Genomic DNA, 22,028 nt, shown 5'->3' with positions numbered 1-22,028 from the left:
ATGACGCCTTAATTACCACACGGCAATTTATACGACGGGAGTGGGAAGCGCGCCCCCGTCGAAATGCGCCAGCAGGTTATCCACCACCAGTTGCCCCATCGCGTGGCGGGTCTCCACCGTCAGGCTGCCCACGTGCGGCGCCAGCACCACGTTATCGAGCCCGCGCAGCGCGGCCGGAACGCGTGGCTCGTCGTCGAACACGTCGAGCGCCGCCATCCCCAACACGCCCTCGCGCAGCGCCGCGATCAACGCCTGCTGGTCCACCAGCGAACCGCGCGCGATATTCACCAGCGTGCCCTCCGGCCCCAGCGCCGCCAGCACCTGCGCGTCCACCGCGTGCCGCGTGGCAGCGCCGCCGGGCGCGCACACCACCAGATAGTCGCTCGCCCGCGCCAGTTCCAGCAGGGAGGCGCTGCGCTCCTGCGCCACGCCGGCGATCGCGCGCGGCTGGAAGTACAACGTGCGCATGCCGAACGCCTCGGCCCGCGCAGCCACCGCCTGGCCGATGCGGCCGAAGCCGAACACGCCGCAGACCTTGCCGCGCAGGGCGCGCGTGGGCGCCAGCGGCTGGCCCGCCTCCCAGGCGCCGCTGCGCACGTAGCGGTCCAGCGCCGGCAGGCGCCGCGCCGCCGCCAGCAACAACGTCAGTGCCAGATCGGCCACGTCGTCGGTCAGCACGCCGGGAGTATTGGTGACGACAATGCCGCGCGCGCGGGTCGCCTCCAGCGCCACGGCGTCGGTGCCGATGCCGTTGACGGCGACGATTTCCAGCGCCGGCAACTGCTCCAGCAGCGCCGGGCCGACGCCGATCGCGCCCGTGGTCAGCAGGCCGCGCACACCGGCGGCCACGCCGCGTATGTAATCCGGCTGCGCCTCGCGCGGCTGGCGCCAGGCGTGGTGGCATTGAAAGTGGAGGTCCAGTTGTTCCATGACGGCGGCGGAGGGGCTGGCGGCCAGCACCAGTAATTGAGGTTTCATAGCGACGGTTTCATAGAGAGGGTAATTCCTTGTAAGGCGGTGCTGACGGCGATTGTACAAGCGGCGGCGAATTCGCGCCGCAAGCATGGACTTTCGGCCGGCTATTCCGTATGCTGATAATCACTTGCCGGGAGAATGCCCTGATTTGAACATCCATGCCCTATCACTGCATGCCTGTATCGCCGCCCTTGGTCGACTTTTTCGGCTATGCCGTGTCGTCCCGCCGTCCCGTGTCGCCTTCGCGCCGGCGGCCTGCCTGTGCCTTCTGGCCGGCGCCATGTTGTCCGGCCCCGCCAGGGCCGGCTCCGAGCGCTGGGACAAGCTGGCCACGCCGCTGTTTGAACATCTCGGACTCGAACAGGGCTTGCCGCATCCCGTCAGCATGGCGCTGGCGCAGGACGGCGACGGCTACATCTGGATCGGCACGCAGAGCGGCCTGGCGCGCTGGGACGGTTACCGCGTGCGCAGCTTCCACCACAACGCCACCGACCCCACCAGCATTCCCGGCGATTTCATTCAAACCCTGCACGTCGACGCGCGCGGCCGCCTGTGGGTCGGCACCGCCACCGCCGGCGTGGCGATGTACGACAATCGCAAGGAATACTTCGTCCGCATCAACGAGGAGTTGAGCCATGGCCTGGTCAGCGCGATCGCCAGCGACGCCAAGGGCAATCTCTGGATAGGCACCCCCACCGGCCTCAAATTCTACGACGCCGTCGCGGGCACCGTGACCAGCCATACCCGCGAAACCGCGCCGGGCCTGCCGGACAACCAGGTCCGCGCGCTGCTGGTGGACCGCTCGGGCAACCTGTGGATCGGCACCGGCACCGGACTGGCGCGGATGAAACCCGGCGGCGCCATCGCCGCCATCCCGGTCGGCGCCGCCGGCCGGAGCGGCTGGAGCGACACCGTCATGGCGCTGGGCGAAAACAGCCGGGGACAGATCGCCTTCGGCACGCTCAAAAGCGGCATGGGCACGGTCGATCCGCTGGCCGACAGCGGCCAGCTGGTCGCGCTCAAGGGCGTCAAGGACATGGAATCGAATATGGTGCTGTCGGTCGCCGAGAGCACGCCGGGCACCTGGTGGGCCGGCACCTACGGCGGCGGCATCGTCGAGTATCACACCGCCACGGGCCGCAGCAACCGCATACTGCACCAGCCGGCGGTGCCGCTCAGCCTCAGCAACGACCGCACCGCCGCGCTGCTGCGCGACCGCAGCGGCATGATCTGGGTCAGCACCGAGCGCGGCGTCGACATCCACGATCCGCACAGCGAGAGCATCGACTCGGTGTTCGGCGGCGAGGGCAAGCTGGAGGCGGCCGTCACCGCGCTGATGACCGACAGCCGCCGCGAAGTGTGGATCGCGCTGGCCGACCAGGGCATCGACATCGTGGCGACCGATGGCGCCCGGCGCGCGGCGCTGCGCCCCGACCCGCACCAGCCGGAAACGGCGCTGCCCAACCGCGTGGTGCTGGCACTGGCCGAGGCGGAGGCCGGCGAGGCCTGGATCGGCACCCAGCTCGGTTTGTACCGCACCCGGGGCGGCGGGAGGGCCGTCAAACGCATCGCCCTGCCGCAGGAAAACCAGTATCCGCGCATCGGCACCATCCTGAAGCGCGACGGCCAGCTCTGGCTCGGCACTTTCGAAGGACTGCTGCGCTACGATGTCGCCGCCGGCACCATCAAGCGCTACGTCCAGGGCCCGCAGGAGGGCGGCGGGCTGACCGACAACCGCATCCACGCCGTGGTCCCCGATGTCGACGGCGCGCTGTGGATCGCCACCCGCAACGGCCTCAATCGCCTCGATCCGGCGACCGGAAAGATAGAGCAGATCCACGCCGCGCCGGCCCTCCCCACCGCGCTCTCCGAGGCCGTTATCAGCTCGCTGGTGATCGACGGGCGCGGCCGGCTGTGGGTGGGCACCTACGGCGGCGGCATCTGCGTGATGACCGGGCGCGATGCCAGGGGCGCGCCGGTGTTCGAACGGGTCGGCGTCGCCGAGGGACTGTCGACCGGCACCATCATGGCGTTGCAGTCGGATCCCGCCGGCCGCATTTGGGCCGCCACCTCGGACAGCATCGCCGTGGTCGACGCGACCACGCTCAAGGCGCGCGCGCTGGCCCGCGCCGACGGGCTGGCGTTCCGCACCTTCTTCATCGGCGCCAGCACCGTCACCAATGAACGCGATCTGCTGTTCGGGGCCACCTCCGGCATGGCGGTGGTGTACGCCGCCCGCCTGAACGACTGGGCCTATCGTCCGCCGCTGGTGATCAGCGCGGTGCGGGTCGATCAGCGCGCGCTCACGCCCGACCAGCTCAGCGCGCCCGAAGGTCCGACCCTGACCCTGACGCCGGACACCCAGAACTTCGAGGTCGAACTGGCGGCGCTGGACTACTCCGCGCCACAGCGCAACCGCTACGCCTACCTGCTGGAGGGATTCGACCGCCGCTGGACCGAGGCCGACGCCAGCCGCCGCGTGGCCAGCTACAACAGCCTGCCGCCCGGCACCTACCGCCTGCGCCTGCGCGGCAGCAACCGCGAGGGCCTGTGGAATGTCGATGAACTGTCGCTGCGGGTGGTGGTGCTGCCGGCCTGGCACCAGACCTGGTGGGCCAGGACCGGCTACCTGCTGGCCGCGGGCCTGCTGGCATGGGCGCTGGTGCGCTGGCGCGTCAGGCAGCTGCACAACAAGGGCGAGGCCCTGCAGGCGCTGGTCTACTCGCGCACCCGGCATCTGGAAAAACTCAACGCCATCGTCAAATCGATCAACGAGCAGCTGGACTTCGACGCGCTGCTGCAGACCATACTGCAGGAATCGACCGTCATCAAGGGCATCGATTCGGCCCTGGCGCTGGTGCGCGCAGCCGGCACCGAGACGCTCACCTTGCGCGCGGCCTGGGGCCGCATCGACGCCGCCGCCGACGCCTACAGCATCGACCTGCGCCAGGCGGAGCTGCGCTACGCCCCGCCCGAATCGATGATCGCGCCGGACATCTTCGAAATTCACCATCACAATTCGCTACCGGGCGACGTCTGCGCGATGCTGGCGGTGCGCGTGGTGATCGACGGCCAGGTCGAGGGCTATCTGATTTTCGAGAACTACCAGTACCAGACCAAGTTCGAAGCGAGCGACCTCGATCTGCTCAAGGCGCTGAAGGAACCGTTCGTGTCGGCCTACCAAAAGGCGCGGGCGCTGCGCATGATCGAGCAGGCGCGCGCCAATGCCGAGGCGGCCACCCGCGCCAAGAGCGAGTTCCTGGCCAACATCAGCCACGAGATCCGCACGCCGATGAACGCCATCCTCGGCTTCGCCGGACTTGGCACACACCTCGACCTGCCGCCGCAGCCGCTGGACTACTTCCGCAAAATCGGCCGCGCGGGGCAAAGCCTGCTCGAGATCATCAACGATGTGCTGGACTTCTCCAAGATCGAATCGGGCAAGCTGGAACTGGAGGCGCTGCCCTTCGACCTGCCCGACACGCTCAACCAGCTGGCCGACCTGTTCTCGTGGCGCGCCGCCGAAAGGGGGTTGGAACTGGTGATCTGGTCGGCCCCGGACGTGCCGGCCAACCTGCTGGGCGACCCCCTGCGACTGAGCCAGATCCTGGTCAACCTGGTGGGCAACGCGCTCAAATTCACCGCGCGCGGCCACATCGAACTGCGGGTCGAGCTGGACCCGAACCTGGCAGCCGCCGAGGTCGCCCCCGGCGCCTTCGCGCTGCGCTTCACCGTCGAGGACAGCGGCCTGGGCATCAGCGGCGAGCAGCAGGCGCGCCTGTTCCAGGCCTTCGCCCAGGCCGACGCCAGCACCACGCGGCTCTACGGGGGCACCGGACTGGGACTGGCGATCTCGCAACAGCTGGTGCGCAAGATGGGCGGCGTGATCGCCGTCGACAGCGAACCCGGTGTCGGCAGCAGCTTCAGTTTCACCGTGCAGCTGCAGCCGGCCGCCGACCAGACGCCACGCCTGCTGCCGGTACCGGCGCAGGTACTGGGCAAGCGCGTGCTGGTGGCCGACGATTGCGAAGCGGCGCGCCACATGCTGACGATCCAGCTGGTCGGCCTTGGACTGCGGGCGCGCGCCGTGGCCTCCGGCGCGGCGGCGCTCGCCGCGTTGCAGCTGGAGCCATACGACATCTTGCTGATCGACGCCGACATGCCGGAGCTGGACGGCCTGGAAACACTGCGCCGCATCGGCGCAAACCCGGCGCTGGCCGAGGTGCCGGCCATCCTCATGGTCACCGCCTACGCGCGCGAGCACGATATCGAGGCGGCCGAGCAGACCCGCCGCATGCCCTTCATCGACAAGCCGGCCAACCCCTACCTGCTGCGCAGCGCGATCATGACGGCGCTCGGCCTGGACGCCGGACAGTCCGCCGTCAAGCCGCCCGCCCCGCCCTCGTTCGCGGTCCAGCGCATACGCGGCGCGCATGTGCTGGTGGTCGACGACAACAGCATCAACCAGCAGGTGGCGAGCGAAATCCTGCAACGCGCCGGGGTCCGGGTCGACCTGGCCGCCAGCGGCGAGGAGGCGGCGCGCATGGTCCACGCGCGCCCGTACGACGCGGTGCTGATGGACATACAGATGCCCGACATGGACGGCTACCAGGCCACGGCGCTGATCCGCGCCGACGAGCGCCAGGCCGCGCTGCCGATCATCGCCATGACGGCGCACGCGGTGGCCGGCTACCGCGAGCGCTGCCTGAACATGGACATGAACGACTACGTCACCAAGCCTATCGACCCGGACACGCTGTACGCCGTGCTCGCCACCTGGGTGAAGCACGATGCGGCACGCGCGCCGGGGAACGAGCCGGACGCGCCGCGCGGCGCGGGCCCGGCGCCGGCGGCGCCGCCCAGCGCGCGCCCGGGCATCGACATGAACGCCGCGCTGGAACGCCTGGGCGGCCACGGCGCGCTGCTGACGCGGCTTTTGAGCCTGTTCGCCCACGACTTCGGCACCACTTTGCAACACATTCATGATGCAATCGACGCCGACGATCTGGCGCGGGCGGCCGAACTTGTACACAAGATCCGTGGCGCGGCTGGAAACATTTCCGCACCCGATCTATTTGAGACGGCGACGGCGCTGGAGGAGCGTCTCAGAGCGAGGGAAACCGCGTTGCCGCAACTGTTGAGCGATTTCCAGCAAGCGTTCGAGATCGTCATGCACAGCGCGCACGACGAGATCGCCAAACAATCATCAACGCCGCCCACGACCATGGAAAACACCGGGCAGACTCACTAGCATATTGCTATGTTGAAATTTCTTGAGGTCGCTCAGGCTTTGTCCTAGCATGGACTTGCGTATTGATACGCATCAACCTGCCCCCCCCCTCACGAAAGGTGACCACATGGCCTCGCATTCCCCGCACGATCTCGACCTGCTGCTGTCCAAACTGTCCGGCGACGACGGCTTCCGCCAGAGCTTCCTGAGCGACCCGCAAATGGCGCTCGGCGGCTTGGGCATCCGCATCGACGCCGCCCAGATTCCAGCGCTGCGTAGCCTACCGTCCAAGGAAGTCCTCGCCGCCAATCGTCACACCATCAAAGGCAAACTTGAAAATGCCGCCGGCGCGATTCCGTTCTTCCTGTCGGGCCAACGCTGAACGCCGTCCGCGCCTCAATCGAATTTCACCCGCGCGAGTTCTCCTTTATTGCCGCTGGCCCAAGCCGTCTTGCGGCCGGCGGCAAAGCTGATCGCGTCGAAGCCGGCGACCGATGTCGGATAGGCCAACGGCGCCCACGTCCTGCCATCATCCCGCGACACATCGGCGCCCGACGGGCCGACCGCCACCAGCGACCTGCCGCCGCCGGGCAGGTACTTCACCGCCGAGCGGTAACCGGACAATCCTTTTTCGCGCACCAGCGACCAGCTCTTCCCTCCATCGCTGGTGACGGCGACGTTGTTGACGGCCGCGCCTTCCCGCTTATAGTCGCCGCCGACGATCACGCCATGCAGCGCGTCGCGGAACGTGATCGAAAAGATGCCGGCCGACTCGCCGCTATCGAGCGGCGCCTGCACGACGCTCCAGGTTTTACCGCGATCGCCGGTGTGCAGCACCCGGCTGCCGGTGGCGATCCAGGCGTCGTCACGGCCGGCCATGGCGATGTTGGAACCGCTGGCCGAGAACGATCCCTCGTTCGGCAACGCTGGCGGCAGCGCGGCGGCGGCGATCTTGTTCCATGTCGCGCCGCCGTCGGCGGTGCGCAGAATCTGGAAGCGGCCGTCGATCGAATCGCCGACCACCAGGCCATTGTTCGCATCCCAGAACGTCATCGCGTCGAGGAATCCTTTTTCATCGGGATTGACATACTGCTGCGTCCAGGAGGCACCGGCGTCGGTGGTCTTGAAGATGCGAGAGGCCGTGGACGGCCCGATGCTCAACAGGTAGGCGGTGCGGGCGTCGACGGCGTCGATATCGCGGAAGTCGAGCGGCGTGGCCTTGGCGTCGACCGGCGGTGTCAGGCTGCGCCAAGTGGCGCCGCCATCGGCGGTGCGCAGCACGGCATTGCCCGCGCCACTGGCCCAGGCCACATTGTCATCGACGGCGCTCACGCCGCGCAAGCGCCCTTCGACGCCGCTGGCCTGCTTGTCCCAAGTGGCTGAAGGTGCATCGGCAAACGCATACCCGGCGAACAAAAAGACCGGCAGCAAAAAAAGAGTTTTCATGGTCAACATAGGAGTAGTCAGTCAAATCTAAAACACGTAGGGCGGATTAGCGAAGCGTAATCCGCCATGCAAGCGCCGTCAGGGACGCATATCGGCATCAAGGCTCATACCGCATCTCCACGGTATCCTGCGCCCCCGACGCCGCACCGCAGCCACAAACCGCCACCACCATATCCTTCAACGGATCAAGCCCCAACGCCTGCTCTATATCGACCTCATTCACGGCCGCCGTCACAAAGGCCGGCATCCCCGCCTCGGTCGCCAGCAGATAAAACGTCTGCGACAAGTGCCCCGCGTCCAGCAACAGCGCCCGATAAGCCTTGGCGTGATTACGGTACTTCCAAAAATTGCGCTCCACGCGCGCCGCCAGCACCACCATCATCGGCGCATCGACAAACCAATCCTGATCGGCCACCATGCGCATCGCCAGCTCCGCCGTCCGAATGGTATCCATCGCCACCAGCGGCTCCAGCGCGTGCCGCACCGGGTGGTAATGATACAGCCCCGGCGCCACACCCTCCACGCGCTGCGCCAGCACATACGCCTCGGTCGGATGCAGGCCGCCGGCGGAGGGACTAAGCTTCTTCAACACAAAGGCATCCGGGGCCATCTCGCGCTCGCCCTGGGAGCCAAAGGCGCGTTGCAGCAACCGCGATGCGGTTGCCAGCGGCAAGGTTGCGACAGGATCGAAGTTACGTCCGGTATAACGCCTGAACAACGTCTCGTCCAAACCGGCGCTCTCGGGAACCGGCAGCGTCAGTGCGTCAATGGGGGCCCCGCGTTCGACGACAGGTCCCGGCGGCGTGCCGTACGATTCGACCAACTCCTCGAAACTGGGGAACTGCATGCCCTTGTCGACCCGCATATCGCCCCACCGGCTGAATATATGCGCGGTGGCGGACAAAGGCCGCCAATGCTGCGAGCGCAGCACCTCGTCGCGTTCGCGCATCGCCGCGCCTTCGGGCGCATCACTCAGTAGCAGGCCGTGCGCGAGCAAACGCGCGATGACGTCGGCCGACGACTTCTGCTCGCAGACGGCGCGCTCCTGCCACAAGGTCAGGCTGATGCAACCCAGGGCCAGCATTTCGTCGCCGCCGATCTCGACCTCGGCGCCGAGATGCGGCGCCAGCGCGATCCAGCGCACCGTCGCGCCCAAGGCGCTCTCGCCGGCGAACAGCGACGACCAATCGATATCGAGCTCTTCGCGGGGCTCGACAAACAGCACGGCACAGCGTCTGATCAGCATGACGGTTTTACCTTCGGCGATTATGGTGCGATTTCGGTCAACTCGTAACCCGTACTGCGTCCTCCGGCATCCATTTTACGCAGAACTCCTCGCCCGACCAAATCGGTGATGTCACGCAGCGCAGTGTCGGTCGAACACTTGGCGATAGCGGCCCACTTGCTGGTCGTGAGCTTGCCTTCAAAGCCATCAAGCAGCTTGTTGAGCAGCTTGATCTGACGCTCGTTCATCGGCGCCTCCGCCCATTGTCGCCAGAAGCGCGCTTTCCCCAAAACGACGTCGAGACCGACATGAGCCTGCTCGACCGCGCCTCGCAGCGTATCGAAAAACCACAGCAGCCATTCGGTGACGTCCATCGAACCCTTCTGCGTCCGCTCCAGAATCTCATAGTATGCCTTGCGCTCGCGCTGGATTTGCGCGGACAGGCTATAGAAGCGCTGGGGACATCCCTCGGCGCGCGCCAGCAGCAGGTCGCAGACGGCCCGCGCGATGCGGCCGTTGCCATCGTCGAACGGATGCAGTGTCACCAGCCACAAATGCCCCAGACCGGCCCTGATCAGCGGAGGAACGTTCGAATCGGTGTCTATCCAGTCGACAAACAGAGCAATTTCAGCTTCAAGCACGCACGCGGGAGGTGCCTCGAAGTGCACCCGTTGCCTGCCGACGGGACCGGAGACCACCTGCATCGGGCCGCTGACATCGTCGCGCCACGCACCTGCATTGATTTTGGAAAGGCCTGAATACCCGGTAGGAAACAGCGCCGCATGCCAACCGAACCAGCGATCCCGCGTGACCGGCGCGTGGCAATTGGCCGTCGCATCGAGCACCATGTCGACCACTCCTTCCACATGGCGATCAGCCGGCGCAAGGGCGCCGATGTCGACGCCCAACCGGCGGGCGATGGACGAGCGGACCGAAGACACGTTGAGCGCCTCCCCTTCGATTTCGCTGGTCTTGACGACGTCCTCGGTCAACGCGGCCAGACTTGCCTGGTCGCGCAGCGCTAGGCCGACGTCTGCCAAACGCCCGACCAGACGGCCTTGCGCCCTGCTAACCTCGGCCATGGGAGCGGCCAGTACGGACAGGTCAAAGCACCACGCCGGCCAGTCAGGGGTCTGCCAAATATACATGTAATCGCCGCTATTCATGCGGTGATTATTAACCGCTTTCGCCGCACACGCAAGATATTTACCGCATATCTTGCGGTGAATATGGGTTGTATTCACCGCTTGCGGCTATGCCCACAGCATACATCCTCGTTGTCGCGCAGGAAGCCCTTCTGGCTATTAGCTAGCAAGCCGCCAGCGCGCCAAAGTGGCGTACACCGGCTGGTTCTGGCCGATCCGGCTGTGCAGCAACACCAATTCCCGCACTGTCCACTGGATCGCCGGTACGGGCTCCGGCGCGGCCGTTACGTCGTCGTACAGCAGCGTGACATGCGGCGTGTAGCCAGGCGGATTGCCGGCGATGCCGACCTTGAGCAGCGCTTGCGCCAGATTTTTATAGAGGGCCACCAGGCCCACCACGCCGTCGCCGCCGGTCAGCACGAACGGCCGGTTGCGGGAACGATTCACGAAGGTCTGAGCGGAATCGAAGGCGACGTCGAACTCCGGCGTGCTGGCGGCCACCAACGCCGCCGCCTGCTCCGCGCGCGCGACCAGGCTGGCCGGCATGCCCGGAAAGTCACCCAGATTGCACAAGGTCGCATGCAGTTTGGCATCGACGATTGGCCGGCCGCGCATGCCGTGACGGGCTTTCAACTCCGCCGTCAGCTGATTGATCCCGGCAACCGCCGCGCCATCCGGCATCACCGCGAAAAATATCCGGTCCGTCAGTTCCGGTTCGGGCTCGAAGCCGGGAAATGAAGCTTGTGCCATTATTTAACCCGCTGCTTTTCCAGCTTGCGCGCCAGGGTGCGGCGGTGCATGCCGAGCCGGCGCGCCGCTTCCGAGATATTGAAGTCGGTCTCGGCCAGCACCGTGTGGATATGCTCCCACTCCAAGGTCTTGATCGACGTCGACCGGTTGGTCAGCTCCAGCTCGGCCGAGCCGGCGACGTGCTCGAACGCCGCCTCGATATCGTCGGTGTTGGACGGCTTGGCCAGGTACTGGCAGGCGCCCAGCTTGATCGCCTCGACCGCCGTGTTGATGCTGGCGAAGCCGGTCAGCACCACGATCAGCATCTCCGGATCGTGCTGGTGCAGCATCTGCACACAGGCCAGGCCGGACGAGTTGCCCTTCAGTTTCAGATCCACCACGGCGTAGCCGGGCGAGTGGTCCACCAGCACCGCGCTGGTCTCGTCGACGTTCTCGGCCAGCAACACCTTGTAGCCGCGCCGTTCGAACGAACGGCTCAAGGTGCGGGCGAAAGCGGCGTCGTCCTCGACCAGCAACAGCAAACGTTCTTCAGTACTCATGATTAGCTTGTTCCGATTTGATTTCGATGGCCGACAACGGCAGCGTCAAACGCACCATCGCCCCACCCCGCTCCAGATTGCTGGCGGTGACGGCGCCGCCCAAGGTGCGCGCCACGTTCACCACCAGGAACAGCCCGAGCCCTCCGCCCGGCCGTCCTTTACTGGAATTATACGGTTTGCCAAATTGGGCCAGCATCGCCTCGGCGAAACCGGGGCCGGCGTCGGTCACCTGCAGCACCAGCGCATCATCCTCGCGGCTGGCTTCCATGCGCAGCCACTGCGGCGACGCCTCCAGCGCATTATCCAGCACATTGCAGATCATTTGCTTCAGCGTCGAATCGGACACCACCGGCAAATCGGGATCGATGCGGTTCTCGAACTCGAACGCCACCACCGGACGGCCGATGCGCCACTCGGCCACCACCTCGTCGAGGAAGGTATTGATGGTGGTCGCGGCCGACGATTCGCCGCGCGTCTCGCCGGCCGACAGCAGGATGCCGCTGACAATGGACTTGCAGCGTTTGAGCTGCGTCTGCATCTCGGCGATTTCCTCCAACAGCACCGGATTGCCCTTGAACTCGGGCATGCGCTTCCAATCACCGAGGATGACGGCCAGGGTGGCCAGCGGCGTGCCGAGTTCATGCGCGGCGCCCGAGGCCAGCAGGCCCATGCGAATAATGTGCTCCTCTTCGGCCGCCCGCTGGTGCAAGGCGGCCAGCTTGGCGGCGGTGGTGCGCATGTTGCGCGTGATGCGGCTGATGAAGACCACCAGCAGCGCGGCGTCGAGGATGAAGCACACCAGCATGCCCTGCACGTACAAGCTGAGGATGCCGCGTTCGTGGTCTTGAGGCAGCCGCAACGGTTCGGAGAACAGCGCCAGCCAGGCGATGCAGGCGCCGGTGACGGCGACGATGGTCCAGGTCGACCAGGCTTCCAGCAGCACCGCGCCCAGGATCACGTGCAGCAAGTAGAGGAACACGAAGGGGTTGGTGGCGCCGCCGCTCAAATAGAGCTGGGCGGTCAGGCTGGCGACGTCCACCGTCAGCGCGAGCAGCAGCTCGTTGTTGGAGACGAACTGGTTTTCCTGCCAGCGCAGGGTGCTGGCGATGTTGAAGGCGATCAGGCAGGCCAGCACGTTGAGCATGGCCGGCATCGGCAGTTGCACGTCCAGCAGCTGCGAGGCGGCGGCGATGGTGGTGATCTGGCCGATCACGGCGATCCAGCGCAGCTGGATCAGCTGCTGCATGTTCTTGTGGCCGGCCGCGTGCGTGATGGTGTTGGCCGACGCTTTCACGGCGGCCAGCGGTTCGACCACGGGGGCGTTGGGACGACCGCGGTCGAAGGGGTTGGGGTATTTTGTCGCCATCGCTGCTATTTTACGTGATCCATCCCTTGTCGGGTTCCACGCAGGGCGGATTAGGCGGAACGCCGTAATCGGCCATGCGGGAGCCCTCGGTGACGCATGCATGGCCGATTACGCTGCGCTCTTAAGCCCTACCGGCAGGTAGGGCGTTCCTTCGATGGGCCCCGGGGCGGTTAGCGGGCCTCGCCCGCTAATCCGCCCTGCGTGTATCCCGGGCGACCCACCACGCGGCTGCCGCCACCATCAGCGCCAGCGCGAACCAGGTGACGGCATAAACCAGATGGTTGTTGACGAAGGAGATCACCGTCAGCCCACCGATCGGACGCACGCCTTCACCCGGCAGGTCGACCTGCGCGGAGGCGGCGTCGGCATCGACGTAATACGGCGCCACCGCCGGCAGACCGCGCGCCTTGGCGATCGCCTGCAGGTCGCGCGTGTACCAGTAGTTGCGCGCCGGCTCGTTGGCCCGCAGCGAGCTGGTCTTTTCGCTGACGCGCAGCAGGCCGGTGACGGTCAGCGCCGGGCCGCCAGCGACCGTCGCGCAGGCGTTGGCCGCTGCCGGCGCCGGCGCCGGGCGCGGACTCCAGCCGCCCGTTCCCGCCGGCACGAAGCCGCGGTTGACCATGACGATGCCGCCGTCGGCCGCGCACAGCGGCGTCAGCACCCAATAGCCGATGCCGCGCTCCAGCGACGCCAGGGTCCACGTGGTCGAGGCCGGCAGATACACGCCGCGGATACGCACGCGACGGTACTCGTCGTCCTCGACGCTCAGCTTCGGCCAGTCGGCGATGCCGGGCGCCGGCGCCGGCGCGGCGTGTACGCGTTGGTCGACGCGCTCGATCAACGCCAGCTTCCACTGCAACCTGAATATTTGCCAGGTTCCCAAAGCAAAAAACCCTGCGAACATCACCCCGGCCACGAGGGCCAGGGTGACGCGCAGGGCGCGGGAACGTTGGCGCGATGCGCCAGTCGTCATTTCATGTCGTGCATGCTGTGCACATCCGAGCCCATCGAAGGCATCATGTTCAGGTTCATATGGTACATGACCCAAATCGAGCCGGCCAACACGATCACCAGCAGCACCAGCGTGAACAGCAGCGCCAGCATCGACCAGCCGCCTTCGTTCTTGCCGTTCATGTGCAGGAAGTAGACCATGTGAACGACCATCTGGACGCCGGCGAAGGCCAGGATCACGGCGGCCGTGGTGCTGGACTTGTCGAACACCTTGGCCATCACCAGCCAGAACGGAATGGCCGTCAGGATGACCGACAGGACGAAGCCGATGGCGTAATCGCGCAGGCTGCCGTGGGCGCCGTCTTCGCCGTGGCCGTGGTCATCATGGCCGTGGCCGTGACCGTGGTCGTGGTTGTGTGGCGCGCTCATGGCAGGACTCCCATCAGGTAAACAAAGGTAAATACACCGATCCAGATCACGTCCAGGAAGTGCCAGAACATCGACAGGCACATCATGCGGCGCTTGTTTTCGACCGTCAGGCCGTGTTTTTTCAGCTGGAACATCAAGGTGATCAGCCAGATCGTACCGAAGGTCACGTGCAGACCGTGGGTGCCGACCAGCGCGAAGAACGAGGTCAGGAACGCGCTGCGCTGCGGACCGGCACCGATGTGTATCAAGTGCATGAACTCTTCGATTTCCAGGAACAGGAACGCCAGGCCGAACAGGCCCGTGATCCCCAGCCAGATGATGGCGAACTTCAGGTTCTTGCGCTGGGCGGCGATCATGGCGAAGCCATAGGTGATCGACGACAGCAGCAGGAACGCCGTGTTCAGGGCGATGGTGCCCAGTTCGAACAGCTCGGCGCCCGACGGGCCGCCCGCATAGCTGCGGCCGAGCACGGCGTAGGCGGCGAACAGCGCGCCGAACAGCAGGCAGTCGCTCATCAGGTAGAGCCAGAAGCCCAGCAGGGTGCCGTTCTCCGGGTGGTGGTCGGCTACGTAGTAGCGCGCGCTTGGGTCGTCGCTCATGGCGGCGTTAGCGGTTATATCAGACATGGCTTTCCAGCAAACGAGTGTGCGCGTCTTCGGTACGGACGACTTCATCCGCCTTGATGTAGAAATCGCGCTTGTAGTTAAAGGTGTGGGTGATGATGGCGGCCATCATGGCGACGAAGCCGATGATCGCGAGCGCCCACATCTGCCAGACCAGGGCGAAGCCCATGACGAACGACAGTGCCGAAATGATGAAGCCGGCGGCCGTGTTCTTCGGCATGTGGATGTCGACGAAGCCCTTGGTCGGACGCTTGTAGTTGTGCGCCTTCATGTCGGCCCAGCTGTCGCTGTCATGCACCACCGGCGTGAACGCGAAGTTGTAGTCCGGCGGTGGCGACGAGGTCGCCCACTCCAGCGTACGGCCGCCCCATGGGTCGCCGGTGACGTCGCGCAGTTTCTCGCGGTCGCGCCAGCTCACATAGATCTGCATCAGGAAGGCGCCGATACCGCCGGCGATGATCAGCGCGCCGATGGCGGCGATGACGAACCAGATTTGCAGCGACGGATCTTCGAAGTGGTTCATGCGGCGGGTGACGCCCATGAAGCCCATCACGTACAGCGGCGTGAAGGCGACCCAGAAGCCGATCAGCCAGCACCAGAAGCAGACCTTGCCCCAGAACTCGTCGAGCTTGAAGCCGAACGCTTTCGGGAACCAGTAGTTCATGCCGGCGAACAGGCCGAACACCACGCCGCCGATGATGACGTTGTGGAAGTGGGCGATCAGGAACAGCGAGTTGTGCAGCACGAAGTCGGCGGGAGGCACGGCCAGCATCACGCCGGTCATGCCGCCGATGACGAAGGTCAGCATGAAGCCCACGGTCCACAGCATCGGCACGTCGAAGCGGATACGGCCCTTGTACATGGTGAACAGCCAGTTGAAGATCTTGGCGCCGGTCGGAATCGAGATGATCATCGTCGTGATGCCGAAGAACGAGTTGACGCTGGCCCCGGAGCCCATGGTGAAGAAGTGGTGCAGCCATACCAGGTACGACAGGATGGTGATCACGACGGTGGCGTACACCATCGAGGTGTAGCCGAACAGGCGCTTGGCGCTGAAGGTCGAGACGATTTCCGAAAACACGCCGAACACCGGCAGGATCAGGATGTACACCTCGGGGTGGCCCCAGATCCAGATCAGGTTGACGTACAACATCGGGTTGCCGCCGAGGTCGTTGGTGAAGAAGTTGGTGCCGACCATGCGGTCGAGCGACAGCATCGCCAGGGTCACGGTCAGGACCGGGAACGACGCGACGATCAGCGCGTTGGTGCACAGCGCGGTCCAGGTGAACACAGGCATCTTCATCAGGTCCATGCCCGGCGCGCGCATCTTGACGATGGTGGCGATCAGGTTGACGCCGGACAGGGTCGTCCCCACCCCGGCGATCTGCAATGACCAGATATAGTAGTCGACCCCCACGTCCGGACTGGCCATGATGCCCGACAGCGGCGGGAACGCCAGCCAGCCGGTCTTGGCGAATTCGCCGACGAACAGCGACACCATCGTCAGCATGGCGCCGAAGGTGGTCATCCAGAACGAGAAGTTGTTCAGGAACGGGAACGAAACGTCGCGCGCGCCGATTTGCAGCGGCACCACGTAGTTCATCAGGCCGGTAACCAGAGGCATGGCCACGAAGAAAATCATGATCGTGCCGTGGGCCGTGAAGACCTGGTCGTAGTGGTGCGGCGGCAGGAAGCCGGCGTTGTCGCCGAAGGCCATCGCTTGCTGGGCGCGCATCATCAGCGCGTCGGCGAAGCCGCGCAGCAGCATGATGATACCCAGGATCATGTACATGATACCGATCTTCTTGTGGTCGATACTGGTGATCCAGTTCTTCCACAGCGGGCCCCACAGGCGGAATTTGAACATGACGGCGAGGAAGGCCAGGCCTCCCAGCGCCACCATGGCGAAGGTGCCGATCAGAATCGGCTCATGCAGCGGGATCGATTCCCACGACAGGCGACCCAGGATCGGGTGGTTGGGTGTCAAGGTGTGTTCGGACATGGTCATTCTTTACGGATAGGTTGGGCGGTGGCGGCAACGTCGGTCTCACAGACGTCTTTGTCCAGCGCTTTGACTGCGGCCGCCGCCTTGATGCGTGTGGCGTCCTGGTGCATCAGGGTGTTCATGCAGACCGAACCTTCGATGACGCAACGGTTCAGCACGAGGTCGTACAGACCCTTGTCGACATTGCCGAAGTGCATGATCGGGTGCTTGATGGTCGGCTTGTCCAGCGCCACGAACTCGGCGCGGGTCAGCGCGCCGGTGGCGCCGCGGGTTTTTTCCACCCAGGCGTCGAAGTCGCCCTGGCTCACGCCGTGGTACTTGAAGCGCATCTGCGAGAAGCCGGCGCCGCTGTAGTTCGACGAGAAGCCGTCGTACACGCCCACCTTGTTCATCACGGCGTTCAACTGCGTCTCCATGCCGGGCATGGTGTAGATCATGCCGGCCAGCGCGGGGATGTAGAACGCGTTCATCACCGTCGACGAGGTCAGCTTGAAGCGCACCGGCACGTCGATCGGGGTCACCAGTTCGTTGACGGTGGCGATGCCCTGCTCCGGATAGATGAACATCCACTTCCAGTCCATCGCCACGACCTGGATCTCCAGCGGCTTGACGCCGGCGGCGATCGGACGGTCGGCGTCGATGCGGCTCAGCGGCCGGTACGGGTCCAGCAAGTGGGTGTAGATCCAGGTGATCGCGCCCAGCACGATGATGATCAAGAGCGGCGCGCCCCAGATCAGCAATTCGAGCTTGGTCGAGTGATCCCAGTTCGGTTCGTATTTGGCGGAAGTATTTGACCTCCTATAGCGCCAAGCGAACAGACAGATCAAAATCATAACGGGTACGATAATCAACAGCATCAGCAATGTGGAAACAATGACAAGGTTTCCCTGCTGAGCCGCGATATCTCCGGACGGGTTCAACACGACCGTGTTGCAGCCGGCAAGCCACAACAACGGTGCGAGGAATAGCCCACGACGTGCGATAGGAGGAATCATGCGGTAATTTACGTCACAGAATATGGATAACATGCTACTGTACCTATTACGGAATGTTCTTGCCATTGGACACTTTGTCCTAGTGGTCCGGGGACATGATCGTAATAAAAACTAATTTACTTACGAGACGAGACCATGGCCAATACGACTACATTAACGGGCGTCGTCCCAGAGCATCAAACCAGCCAGGGCGCGCGTAACATCAATGCCAGGGATGGGGATATTTCACCGGGCGAAATCGCCATCGGCGTGGTCATCGGCCGCGCCTCCGAATACTTCGACTTCTTCGTCTACGCGATCGCTTCGGCGCTGGTGTTCCCGTCGGTGTTCTTCCCGTACGAGAGCCGCCTTGACGGAACACTATACGCTTTCGCGATTTTCTCGCTAGCATTTATCGCCCGGCCGCTCGGCACTGTGGCGTTTATGGCAGTACAACACCGGTTCACCAGGGAAGCCAAGCTGATGCTGGCGCTGATGGTGATGGGCGTCTCCACCGCCGGTATCGCCTTCCTGCCCGACTACGCGTCGCTGGGCACGACCTCCATCGTCATCCTGTCGCTGCTGCGCATCGGCCAGGGCATCGCCCAGGGCGGTTCGTGGGACGGGCTGCCGTCGCTGCTGGCCCTCAACGCGCCGGAAAACAAGCGCGGCTGGTACGCCATGCTGGGCCAACTGGGCGCACCGATCGGCTTCCTGATCGCGGCCGGCCTGTTCGCCTACATGATGGCCACCCTGAGCTCGCTGGACTTCCTCGACTGGGGCTGGCGCTATCCGTTCTATGTGGCCTTCGCCATCAACGTGGTCGCGCTGTTCGCCCGCCTGCGCCTGGTGACCACCCATGAATACTCGCACTTGCTCGACGAGCGCCAGCTGGAGCCGGTCAGCGTGGTCGAACTGCTGAGCAAACAGGGCCGCAACGTCCTGATCGGCGCGCTCGCCGCGCTGGCCAGCTACGCGCTGTTCCACCTGGTGACGGTGTTCCCGCTGTCCTGGATCAGCCTGTATTCGCCGCGCTCGGTGTCCGGCTTCCTGCAGGTACAGATGGTGGGCGTGGTATTGATGACGATCGGCATCATTATTTCAGGCCTGGTGGCCGACCGCTACGGCCGTCGCCGCACGCTGGGCACCCTGGCCATCATGATCGCTGTCTTCAGCGCGGCCGTGCCGTCGTTGATCGACGGCGGCGAAATCGGCCAGGACATCTTCATCCTGGTGGGCTTCGCGCTGCTGGGCCTGTCCTACGGGCAAGCCGCCGGCGCCGTCACCGCCAACTTCGAACAGCGCTTCCGCTACACCGGCGCGGCGTTGACGTCGGATATCGCCTGGCTGGTCGGCGCCGGTTTCGCGCCGCTGGTGGCGCTGGGCGTGTCGGCGCACTTCGGCCTGGCCTACGTCGGCCTGTACCTGCTGTCGGGCGCCGTGGCCTCGCTTGCCGCGCTGAGCCTGAACCGCAGGCTTGATATTCGCAATTGATATAGAGTGATATATACTTAGCAAATAATAAGATGTAATAACACCTGCTTCAGGAGGCGGGGCCGCACATCGCGGCCCCTTTTCTTTCAGAGGAGACAACATGAAAGTATGTATCGTCGGCGCCGGGGCCATTGGCGGTTTCATCGGCACCCGTCTGGCGGCTGCGGCCGCGTGTGATTTAAGTGTGCTGGCGCGCCGCGCGGCACTCGTTTCGCTGCAAGAAAACGGTTGGCGGCTGCGCCAGGGCGACGTGCTGACCACGGCGCCGGCCCGCGCCAGCGACGATGCGTCGCAGCTGGGACGCCAGGACGTGGTCATCGTCGCCGTCAAGGGCCAGGGTTTGACGGCCGTGGCGCGCGAGATCGGTCCGCTGATCGGACCGGAGACGGTGATCCTGCCGGCCATGAACGGCGTGCCATGGTGGTTCGGCCAGGGCGTGGCCGCCATCGGCGACCAGCCGCTGGCCAGCGTCGATCCGGAAGGCACGATCACCGCCGCCCTGCCCTACGCCCAGGTGCTCGGCTGCGTGGTGCACGCCAGCACCTCGTCGCCGGAGCCGGGCCTGGTCGCCCACAAGATGGGCAACGGCCTGATCATCGGCGAGCCCGGCGGCGGCGAGTCGCCCCGCGCGCGGCAGCTCGGCGCGCTGCTGGGCGGCGCCGGGTTCGACGTCACCGTCTCCGACAACATCCGCTACGACATCTGGTACAAACTGTGGGGCAACATGACGTTGAACCCGGTGTCGGCCATCACCGGCGCCACCGCCGACCGCATCCTCGACGATCCGCTGGTGGCCGAGTTCTGCCGCGCGGCCATGCGCGAGGCGGCGCTGATCGGCGACCGCATCGGCTGCCACATCGACGAGACGCCGGAGCAGCGCCACCAGGTCACGCGCAAGCTGGGCGCCTTCAAAAGCTCGATGCTGCAGGACGCCGACGCCGGCCGCGTGCTGGAACTGGACGCGCTGGTGGGCGCCGTGCGCGAAATCGGCCAGCGGCTGCAATTGCCCACGCCCCACATCGACGCCCTGCTCGGCCTGACCCGGTTGTTCGGCCGGGTGCACGGCCTGTATCCACATTAAAATGCCCTCGGGATGGGGTGATCGGTGTAACGGATCGCCCCCCACTGGCAACATGCGTACGCGCCGAGGATGAGCGCGGATGGCCGCCACATACAGACAGCGCCGATATCACTTGCCAACGCCATGCTGTACATCTATAATGAGTGATCACTCGGTCATTAATTAACCGCCAACGCAAGTAGCGCGCTTGGCGTGATGCTCAAACGCATGGGACCACACAATGGGAAATCATATGGATTGGACTGCGGGATATGCCTCGGACGTTGAATATACAGCCGGCTTTTATCGCGAGCAAAGCCCGGCATGGCTGAATTTGGTCTGTCTGCTCAATGGCATCGAACCAGTGGCGATAACCGAGCGGTTCCACTACTTCGAACTGGGGTTTGGCCGTGGCTTGACCGCGAAAATGCTCGCGGCCGGCAACCCGGAGGGGAGGTTTTTCGCCGCCGACTTTAATCCTTCCCACGTGGGCGGCGCGACCCGCCTCGCGATGGAAGCGCGATTGCCAAACCTTACGTTCCTGGAAAACAGCTTCGAGGAATTGGCGAGCGGTGGCCTGGACCTGCCGAAGTTCGATTTCATCACCCTGCATGGCATCTATACCTGGGTGAGCGAGGAAAACCGGCGCAATATCATCCGGTTTATCGACCGCCACCTGAAGCCCGGCGGCATCGTCTACGTCAGCTACAACTCGATGCCCGGCTGGGCGCCCGCGCTGCCGCTACAACGTCTGCTGAAGGAGTACGCGGACCTGTTTCCCAATCATAGCGAGCTTCAAATGAAAGGCGGGACTGAACTGATCAACGAACTTGACCATGCACAGGCAGCTTACCTTATACAGAATCCGGGGCTGCGGACCCACAGGGATAGCCTGCGCACGGCAAAACCGAACTATCTGGTGCATGAATACATGCATCAACACTGGCAACCGCTATTCCACGCCGACGTGGCGCGGGATCTGGCCGGCGCCAAGCTGGCATTCGCAGGGTCGGCCGATCTCCCCTTCGCTTATCCCGACCTGTACCTGAACGAGCACAGGCAAGCGCTACTCGCCCGGATCCCGAACCCGAACATGCGCGAGACATTAAAAGACTATCTCCTGAACACTTCCTTCCGCAAGGACGTGTTCGTGCGTGGCCCGCAGCCCATGAGCAAGGTGCGGCAAGCGGAGATGCTGGAAAACGTAGGGCTCGTCTTGACGATCCCGCGCGCAAGAGCCACATGCGAAATCAAGCTTTCGCTCGGGGAATTCAACGGCAACGCCGATTTGTATAACGCGGTCCTCGACGCTTTGGCCGCGCGGCCGCACACGCTGGGCGAACTTGCGGAACTCCCCACGCTGGCGCGATTGGGGATGGATGAGCTGGCGCAGATCGGTGTGCTGCTGTGCGCGTCCAATCAGGTGGAATTCTATTTCGCTCGAAACACTACCTCGTCCGATGATGCCGCCCGGCGTCTGAACCACACACTGGCCGCGCAAGTACGCTACGGCGACGAGCACGAGGCACTTTGCGCGCCGTTGCTGGGCAGCGGCGTCACGGCGAATTTCATCGAGCGGCTGTTCTACCTCTGCATGGTCCTGAATCCGGAAGATCAGACGCCCTCCGCAATCGCGCGCCTGGCATGGCAGACGATGGCCCCTATCCGCAGGCGCATGCTACGGGAGGGCCCCACGCTCGGGGCGGCAGTGGACAGCTTGCCGGAGCTCAAGAGAATCGCTGAAAAATTCTGGGTAGAAAAACTTCCCGTCTGGCGGCACCTCAAAATAGTGTAAGCACATTTGCAAAGCAAGTCG

At 64.7% G+C, this 22,028-nt stretch carries 17 protein-coding genes; 5 read left to right on the top strand and 12 right to left on the bottom strand.

The window, feature by feature from the left end; genetic code table 11:
* Positions 1–27 precede the first annotated feature (27 nt).
* Positions 28–978, bottom strand: coding sequence for a 2-hydroxyacid dehydrogenase (locus tag AC07P1_RS10830; protein WP_494695807.1), 951 nt, complete (start codon positions 976–978; stop codon positions 28–30).
* A gap of 277 nt (positions 979–1,255) precedes the next feature.
* On the opposite strand from AC07P1_RS10830, the gene AC07P1_RS10825 reads away from it, so the two are divergent.
* Positions 1,256–6,226 carry a hybrid sensor histidine kinase/response regulator gene (locus AC07P1_RS10825; RefSeq protein WP_494695806.1) on the top strand — a complete coding sequence of 1,657 codons (4,971 nt, stop codon included), beginning with the start codon at positions 1,256–1,258 and terminating at the stop codon, positions 6,224–6,226.
* Positions 6,227–6,332: 106 nt separating this feature from the next.
* On the top strand, positions 6,333–6,587 hold the full coding sequence (locus tag AC07P1_RS10820) for an NHLP-related RiPP peptide (RefSeq protein WP_494695805.1): 255 nt from the start codon (positions 6,333–6,335) through the stop codon (positions 6,585–6,587).
* Positions 6,588–6,601: 14 nt separating this feature from the next.
* Here AC07P1_RS10820 and AC07P1_RS10815 read toward each other — a convergent pair whose 3' ends face one another.
* From AC07P1_RS10815 to cyoA, 11 genes are all read right to left on the bottom strand, one after another.
* Positions 6,602–7,651: a WD40/YVTN/BNR-like repeat-containing protein gene (locus AC07P1_RS10815; RefSeq protein ID WP_494695804.1), complete on the bottom strand. Its 1,050-nt coding sequence runs from the start codon at positions 7,649–7,651 to the stop codon at positions 6,602–6,604.
* A gap of 97 nt (positions 7,652–7,748) precedes the next feature.
* Entirely contained in the window at positions 7,749–8,897 is a 1,149-nt protein-coding gene (locus tag AC07P1_RS10810) for a putative peptide maturation dehydrogenase (RefSeq protein WP_494695803.1), read from the bottom strand.
* Positions 8,898–8,917: 20 nt separating this feature from the next.
* On the bottom strand, positions 8,918–10,042 hold the full coding sequence (locus tag AC07P1_RS10805; RefSeq protein ID WP_494695802.1) for a Fic family protein: 1,125 nt from the start codon (positions 10,040–10,042) through the stop codon (positions 8,918–8,920).
* Between the two features lie 138 nt (positions 10,043–10,180).
* A complete protein-coding gene (locus AC07P1_RS10800; RefSeq protein WP_494695801.1) occupies positions 10,181–10,771 on the bottom strand; it encodes a 2'-5' RNA ligase family protein in 591 nt (196 codons plus the stop codon).
* Positions 10,771–11,310, bottom strand: a complete 540-nt coding sequence (locus AC07P1_RS10795) for a response regulator transcription factor (RefSeq protein ID WP_494695800.1) — start codon at positions 11,308–11,310, stop codon at positions 10,771–10,773. The genes AC07P1_RS10800 and AC07P1_RS10795 overlap by 1 nt, the downstream gene beginning before the upstream one ends.
* Positions 11,300–12,676: an ATP-binding protein gene (locus tag AC07P1_RS10790; RefSeq protein ID WP_494695799.1), complete on the bottom strand. Its 1,377-nt coding sequence runs from the start codon at positions 12,674–12,676 to the stop codon at positions 11,300–11,302. The genes AC07P1_RS10795 and AC07P1_RS10790 overlap by 11 nt, the downstream gene beginning before the upstream one ends.
* Before the next feature lie 187 nt (positions 12,677–12,863).
* Positions 12,864–13,649, bottom strand: coding sequence for an SURF1 family protein (locus AC07P1_RS10785; RefSeq protein WP_494695798.1), 786 nt, complete (start codon positions 13,647–13,649; stop codon positions 12,864–12,866).
* Complete coding sequence (gene cyoD / locus AC07P1_RS10780) at positions 13,646–14,056, bottom strand: cytochrome o ubiquinol oxidase subunit IV (RefSeq protein WP_494695797.1); 411 nt, start codon at positions 14,054–14,056, stop codon at positions 13,646–13,648. Before cyoD ends, AC07P1_RS10785 begins: the two co-directional genes overlap by 4 nt.
* On the bottom strand, positions 14,053–14,682 hold the full coding sequence (gene cyoC / locus AC07P1_RS10775) for a cytochrome o ubiquinol oxidase subunit III (RefSeq protein ID WP_494695796.1): 630 nt from the start codon (positions 14,680–14,682) through the stop codon (positions 14,053–14,055). The genes cyoD and cyoC overlap by 4 nt, the downstream gene beginning before the upstream one ends.
* The gene (gene cyoB / locus AC07P1_RS10770) at positions 14,675–16,687 is read right to left on the bottom strand and encodes a cytochrome o ubiquinol oxidase subunit I (RefSeq protein ID WP_494695795.1); all 2,013 of its coding nucleotides are present in this window, start codon (positions 16,685–16,687) and stop codon (positions 14,675–14,677) included. Before cyoB ends, cyoC begins: the two co-directional genes overlap by 8 nt.
* A complete protein-coding gene (cyoA, locus tag AC07P1_RS10765) occupies positions 16,684–17,679 on the bottom strand; it encodes a ubiquinol oxidase subunit II (RefSeq protein ID WP_494695794.1) in 996 nt (331 codons plus the stop codon). Before cyoA ends, cyoB begins: the two co-directional genes overlap by 4 nt.
* Before the next feature lie 135 nt (positions 17,680–17,814).
* Here cyoA and AC07P1_RS10760 point away from each other — a divergent pair, with 135 nt between their 5' ends.
* From AC07P1_RS10760 to AC07P1_RS10750, 3 genes are all read left to right on the top strand, one after another.
* Entirely contained in the window at positions 17,815–19,152 is a 1,338-nt protein-coding gene (locus AC07P1_RS10760) for an MFS transporter (RefSeq protein WP_494695793.1), read from the top strand.
* A 100-nt stretch (positions 19,153–19,252) separates the two neighbouring features.
* A complete protein-coding gene (locus AC07P1_RS10755; protein WP_494695792.1) occupies positions 19,253–20,233 on the top strand; it encodes a 2-dehydropantoate 2-reductase in 981 nt (326 codons plus the stop codon).
* Between the two features lie 232 nt (positions 20,234–20,465).
* Positions 20,466–22,007, top strand: a complete 1,542-nt coding sequence (locus AC07P1_RS10750; RefSeq protein WP_494695791.1) for a class I SAM-dependent methyltransferase — start codon at positions 20,466–20,468, stop codon at positions 22,005–22,007.
* The last annotated feature ends 21 nt before the right edge of the window (positions 22,008–22,028 follow it).

The sequence above is a fragment of the Duganella sp. GW821-FHT07F09 genome (genome assembly GCF_059418705.1).
Note: the sequence above shows the minus strand (reverse complement) of the source record. Positions and strands in the feature narration are given on the sequence as shown.

Excerpts from the sequence above, each read along its gene's own strand:
- AC07P1_RS10830 (WP_494695807.1), bottom strand. The coding sequence starts at position 978 with ATGAAACCTCAATTACTGGTGCTGGCCGCCAGCCCCTCCGCCGCCGTC.
- AC07P1_RS10825 (WP_494695806.1), top strand. The coding sequence starts at position 1,256 with ATGTTGTCCGGCCCCGCCAGGGCCGGCTCCGAGCGCTGGGACAAGCTG.
- AC07P1_RS10820 (WP_494695805.1), top strand. The coding sequence starts at position 6,333 with ATGGCCTCGCATTCCCCGCACGATCTCGACCTGCTGCTGTCCAAACTG.
- AC07P1_RS10815 (WP_494695804.1), bottom strand. The coding sequence starts at position 7,651 with ATGAAAACTCTTTTTTTGCTGCCGGTCTTTTTGTTCGCCGGGTATGCG.
- AC07P1_RS10810 (WP_494695803.1), bottom strand. The coding sequence starts at position 8,897 with ATGCTGATCAGACGCTGTGCCGTGCTGTTTGTCGAGCCCCGCGAAGAG.
- AC07P1_RS10805 (WP_494695802.1), bottom strand. The coding sequence starts at position 10,042 with ATGAATAGCGGCGATTACATGTATATTTGGCAGACCCCTGACTGGCCG.
- AC07P1_RS10800 (WP_494695801.1), bottom strand. The coding sequence starts at position 10,771 with ATGGCACAAGCTTCATTTCCCGGCTTCGAGCCCGAACCGGAACTGACG.
- AC07P1_RS10795 (WP_494695800.1), bottom strand. The coding sequence starts at position 11,310 with ATGAGTACTGAAGAACGTTTGCTGTTGCTGGTCGAGGACGACGCCGCT.
- AC07P1_RS10790 (WP_494695799.1), bottom strand. The coding sequence starts at position 12,676 with ATGGCGACAAAATACCCCAACCCCTTCGACCGCGGTCGTCCCAACGCC.
- AC07P1_RS10785 (WP_494695798.1), bottom strand. The coding sequence starts at position 13,649 with ATGACGACTGGCGCATCGCGCCAACGTTCCCGCGCCCTGCGCGTCACC.
- cyoD (WP_494695797.1), bottom strand. The coding sequence starts at position 14,056 with ATGAGCGCGCCACACAACCACGACCACGGTCACGGCCACGGCCATGAT.
- cyoC (WP_494695796.1), bottom strand. The coding sequence starts at position 14,682 with ATGTCTGATATAACCGCTAACGCCGCCATGAGCGACGACCCAAGCGCG.
- cyoB (WP_494695795.1), bottom strand. The coding sequence starts at position 16,687 with ATGACCATGTCCGAACACACCTTGACACCCAACCACCCGATCCTGGGT.
- cyoA (WP_494695794.1), bottom strand. The coding sequence starts at position 17,679 with ATGATTCCTCCTATCGCACGTCGTGGGCTATTCCTCGCACCGTTGTTG.
- AC07P1_RS10760 (WP_494695793.1), top strand. The coding sequence starts at position 17,815 with ATGGCCAATACGACTACATTAACGGGCGTCGTCCCAGAGCATCAAACC.
- AC07P1_RS10755 (WP_494695792.1), top strand. The coding sequence starts at position 19,253 with ATGAAAGTATGTATCGTCGGCGCCGGGGCCATTGGCGGTTTCATCGGC.
- AC07P1_RS10750 (WP_494695791.1), top strand. The coding sequence starts at position 20,466 with ATGGATTGGACTGCGGGATATGCCTCGGACGTTGAATATACAGCCGGC.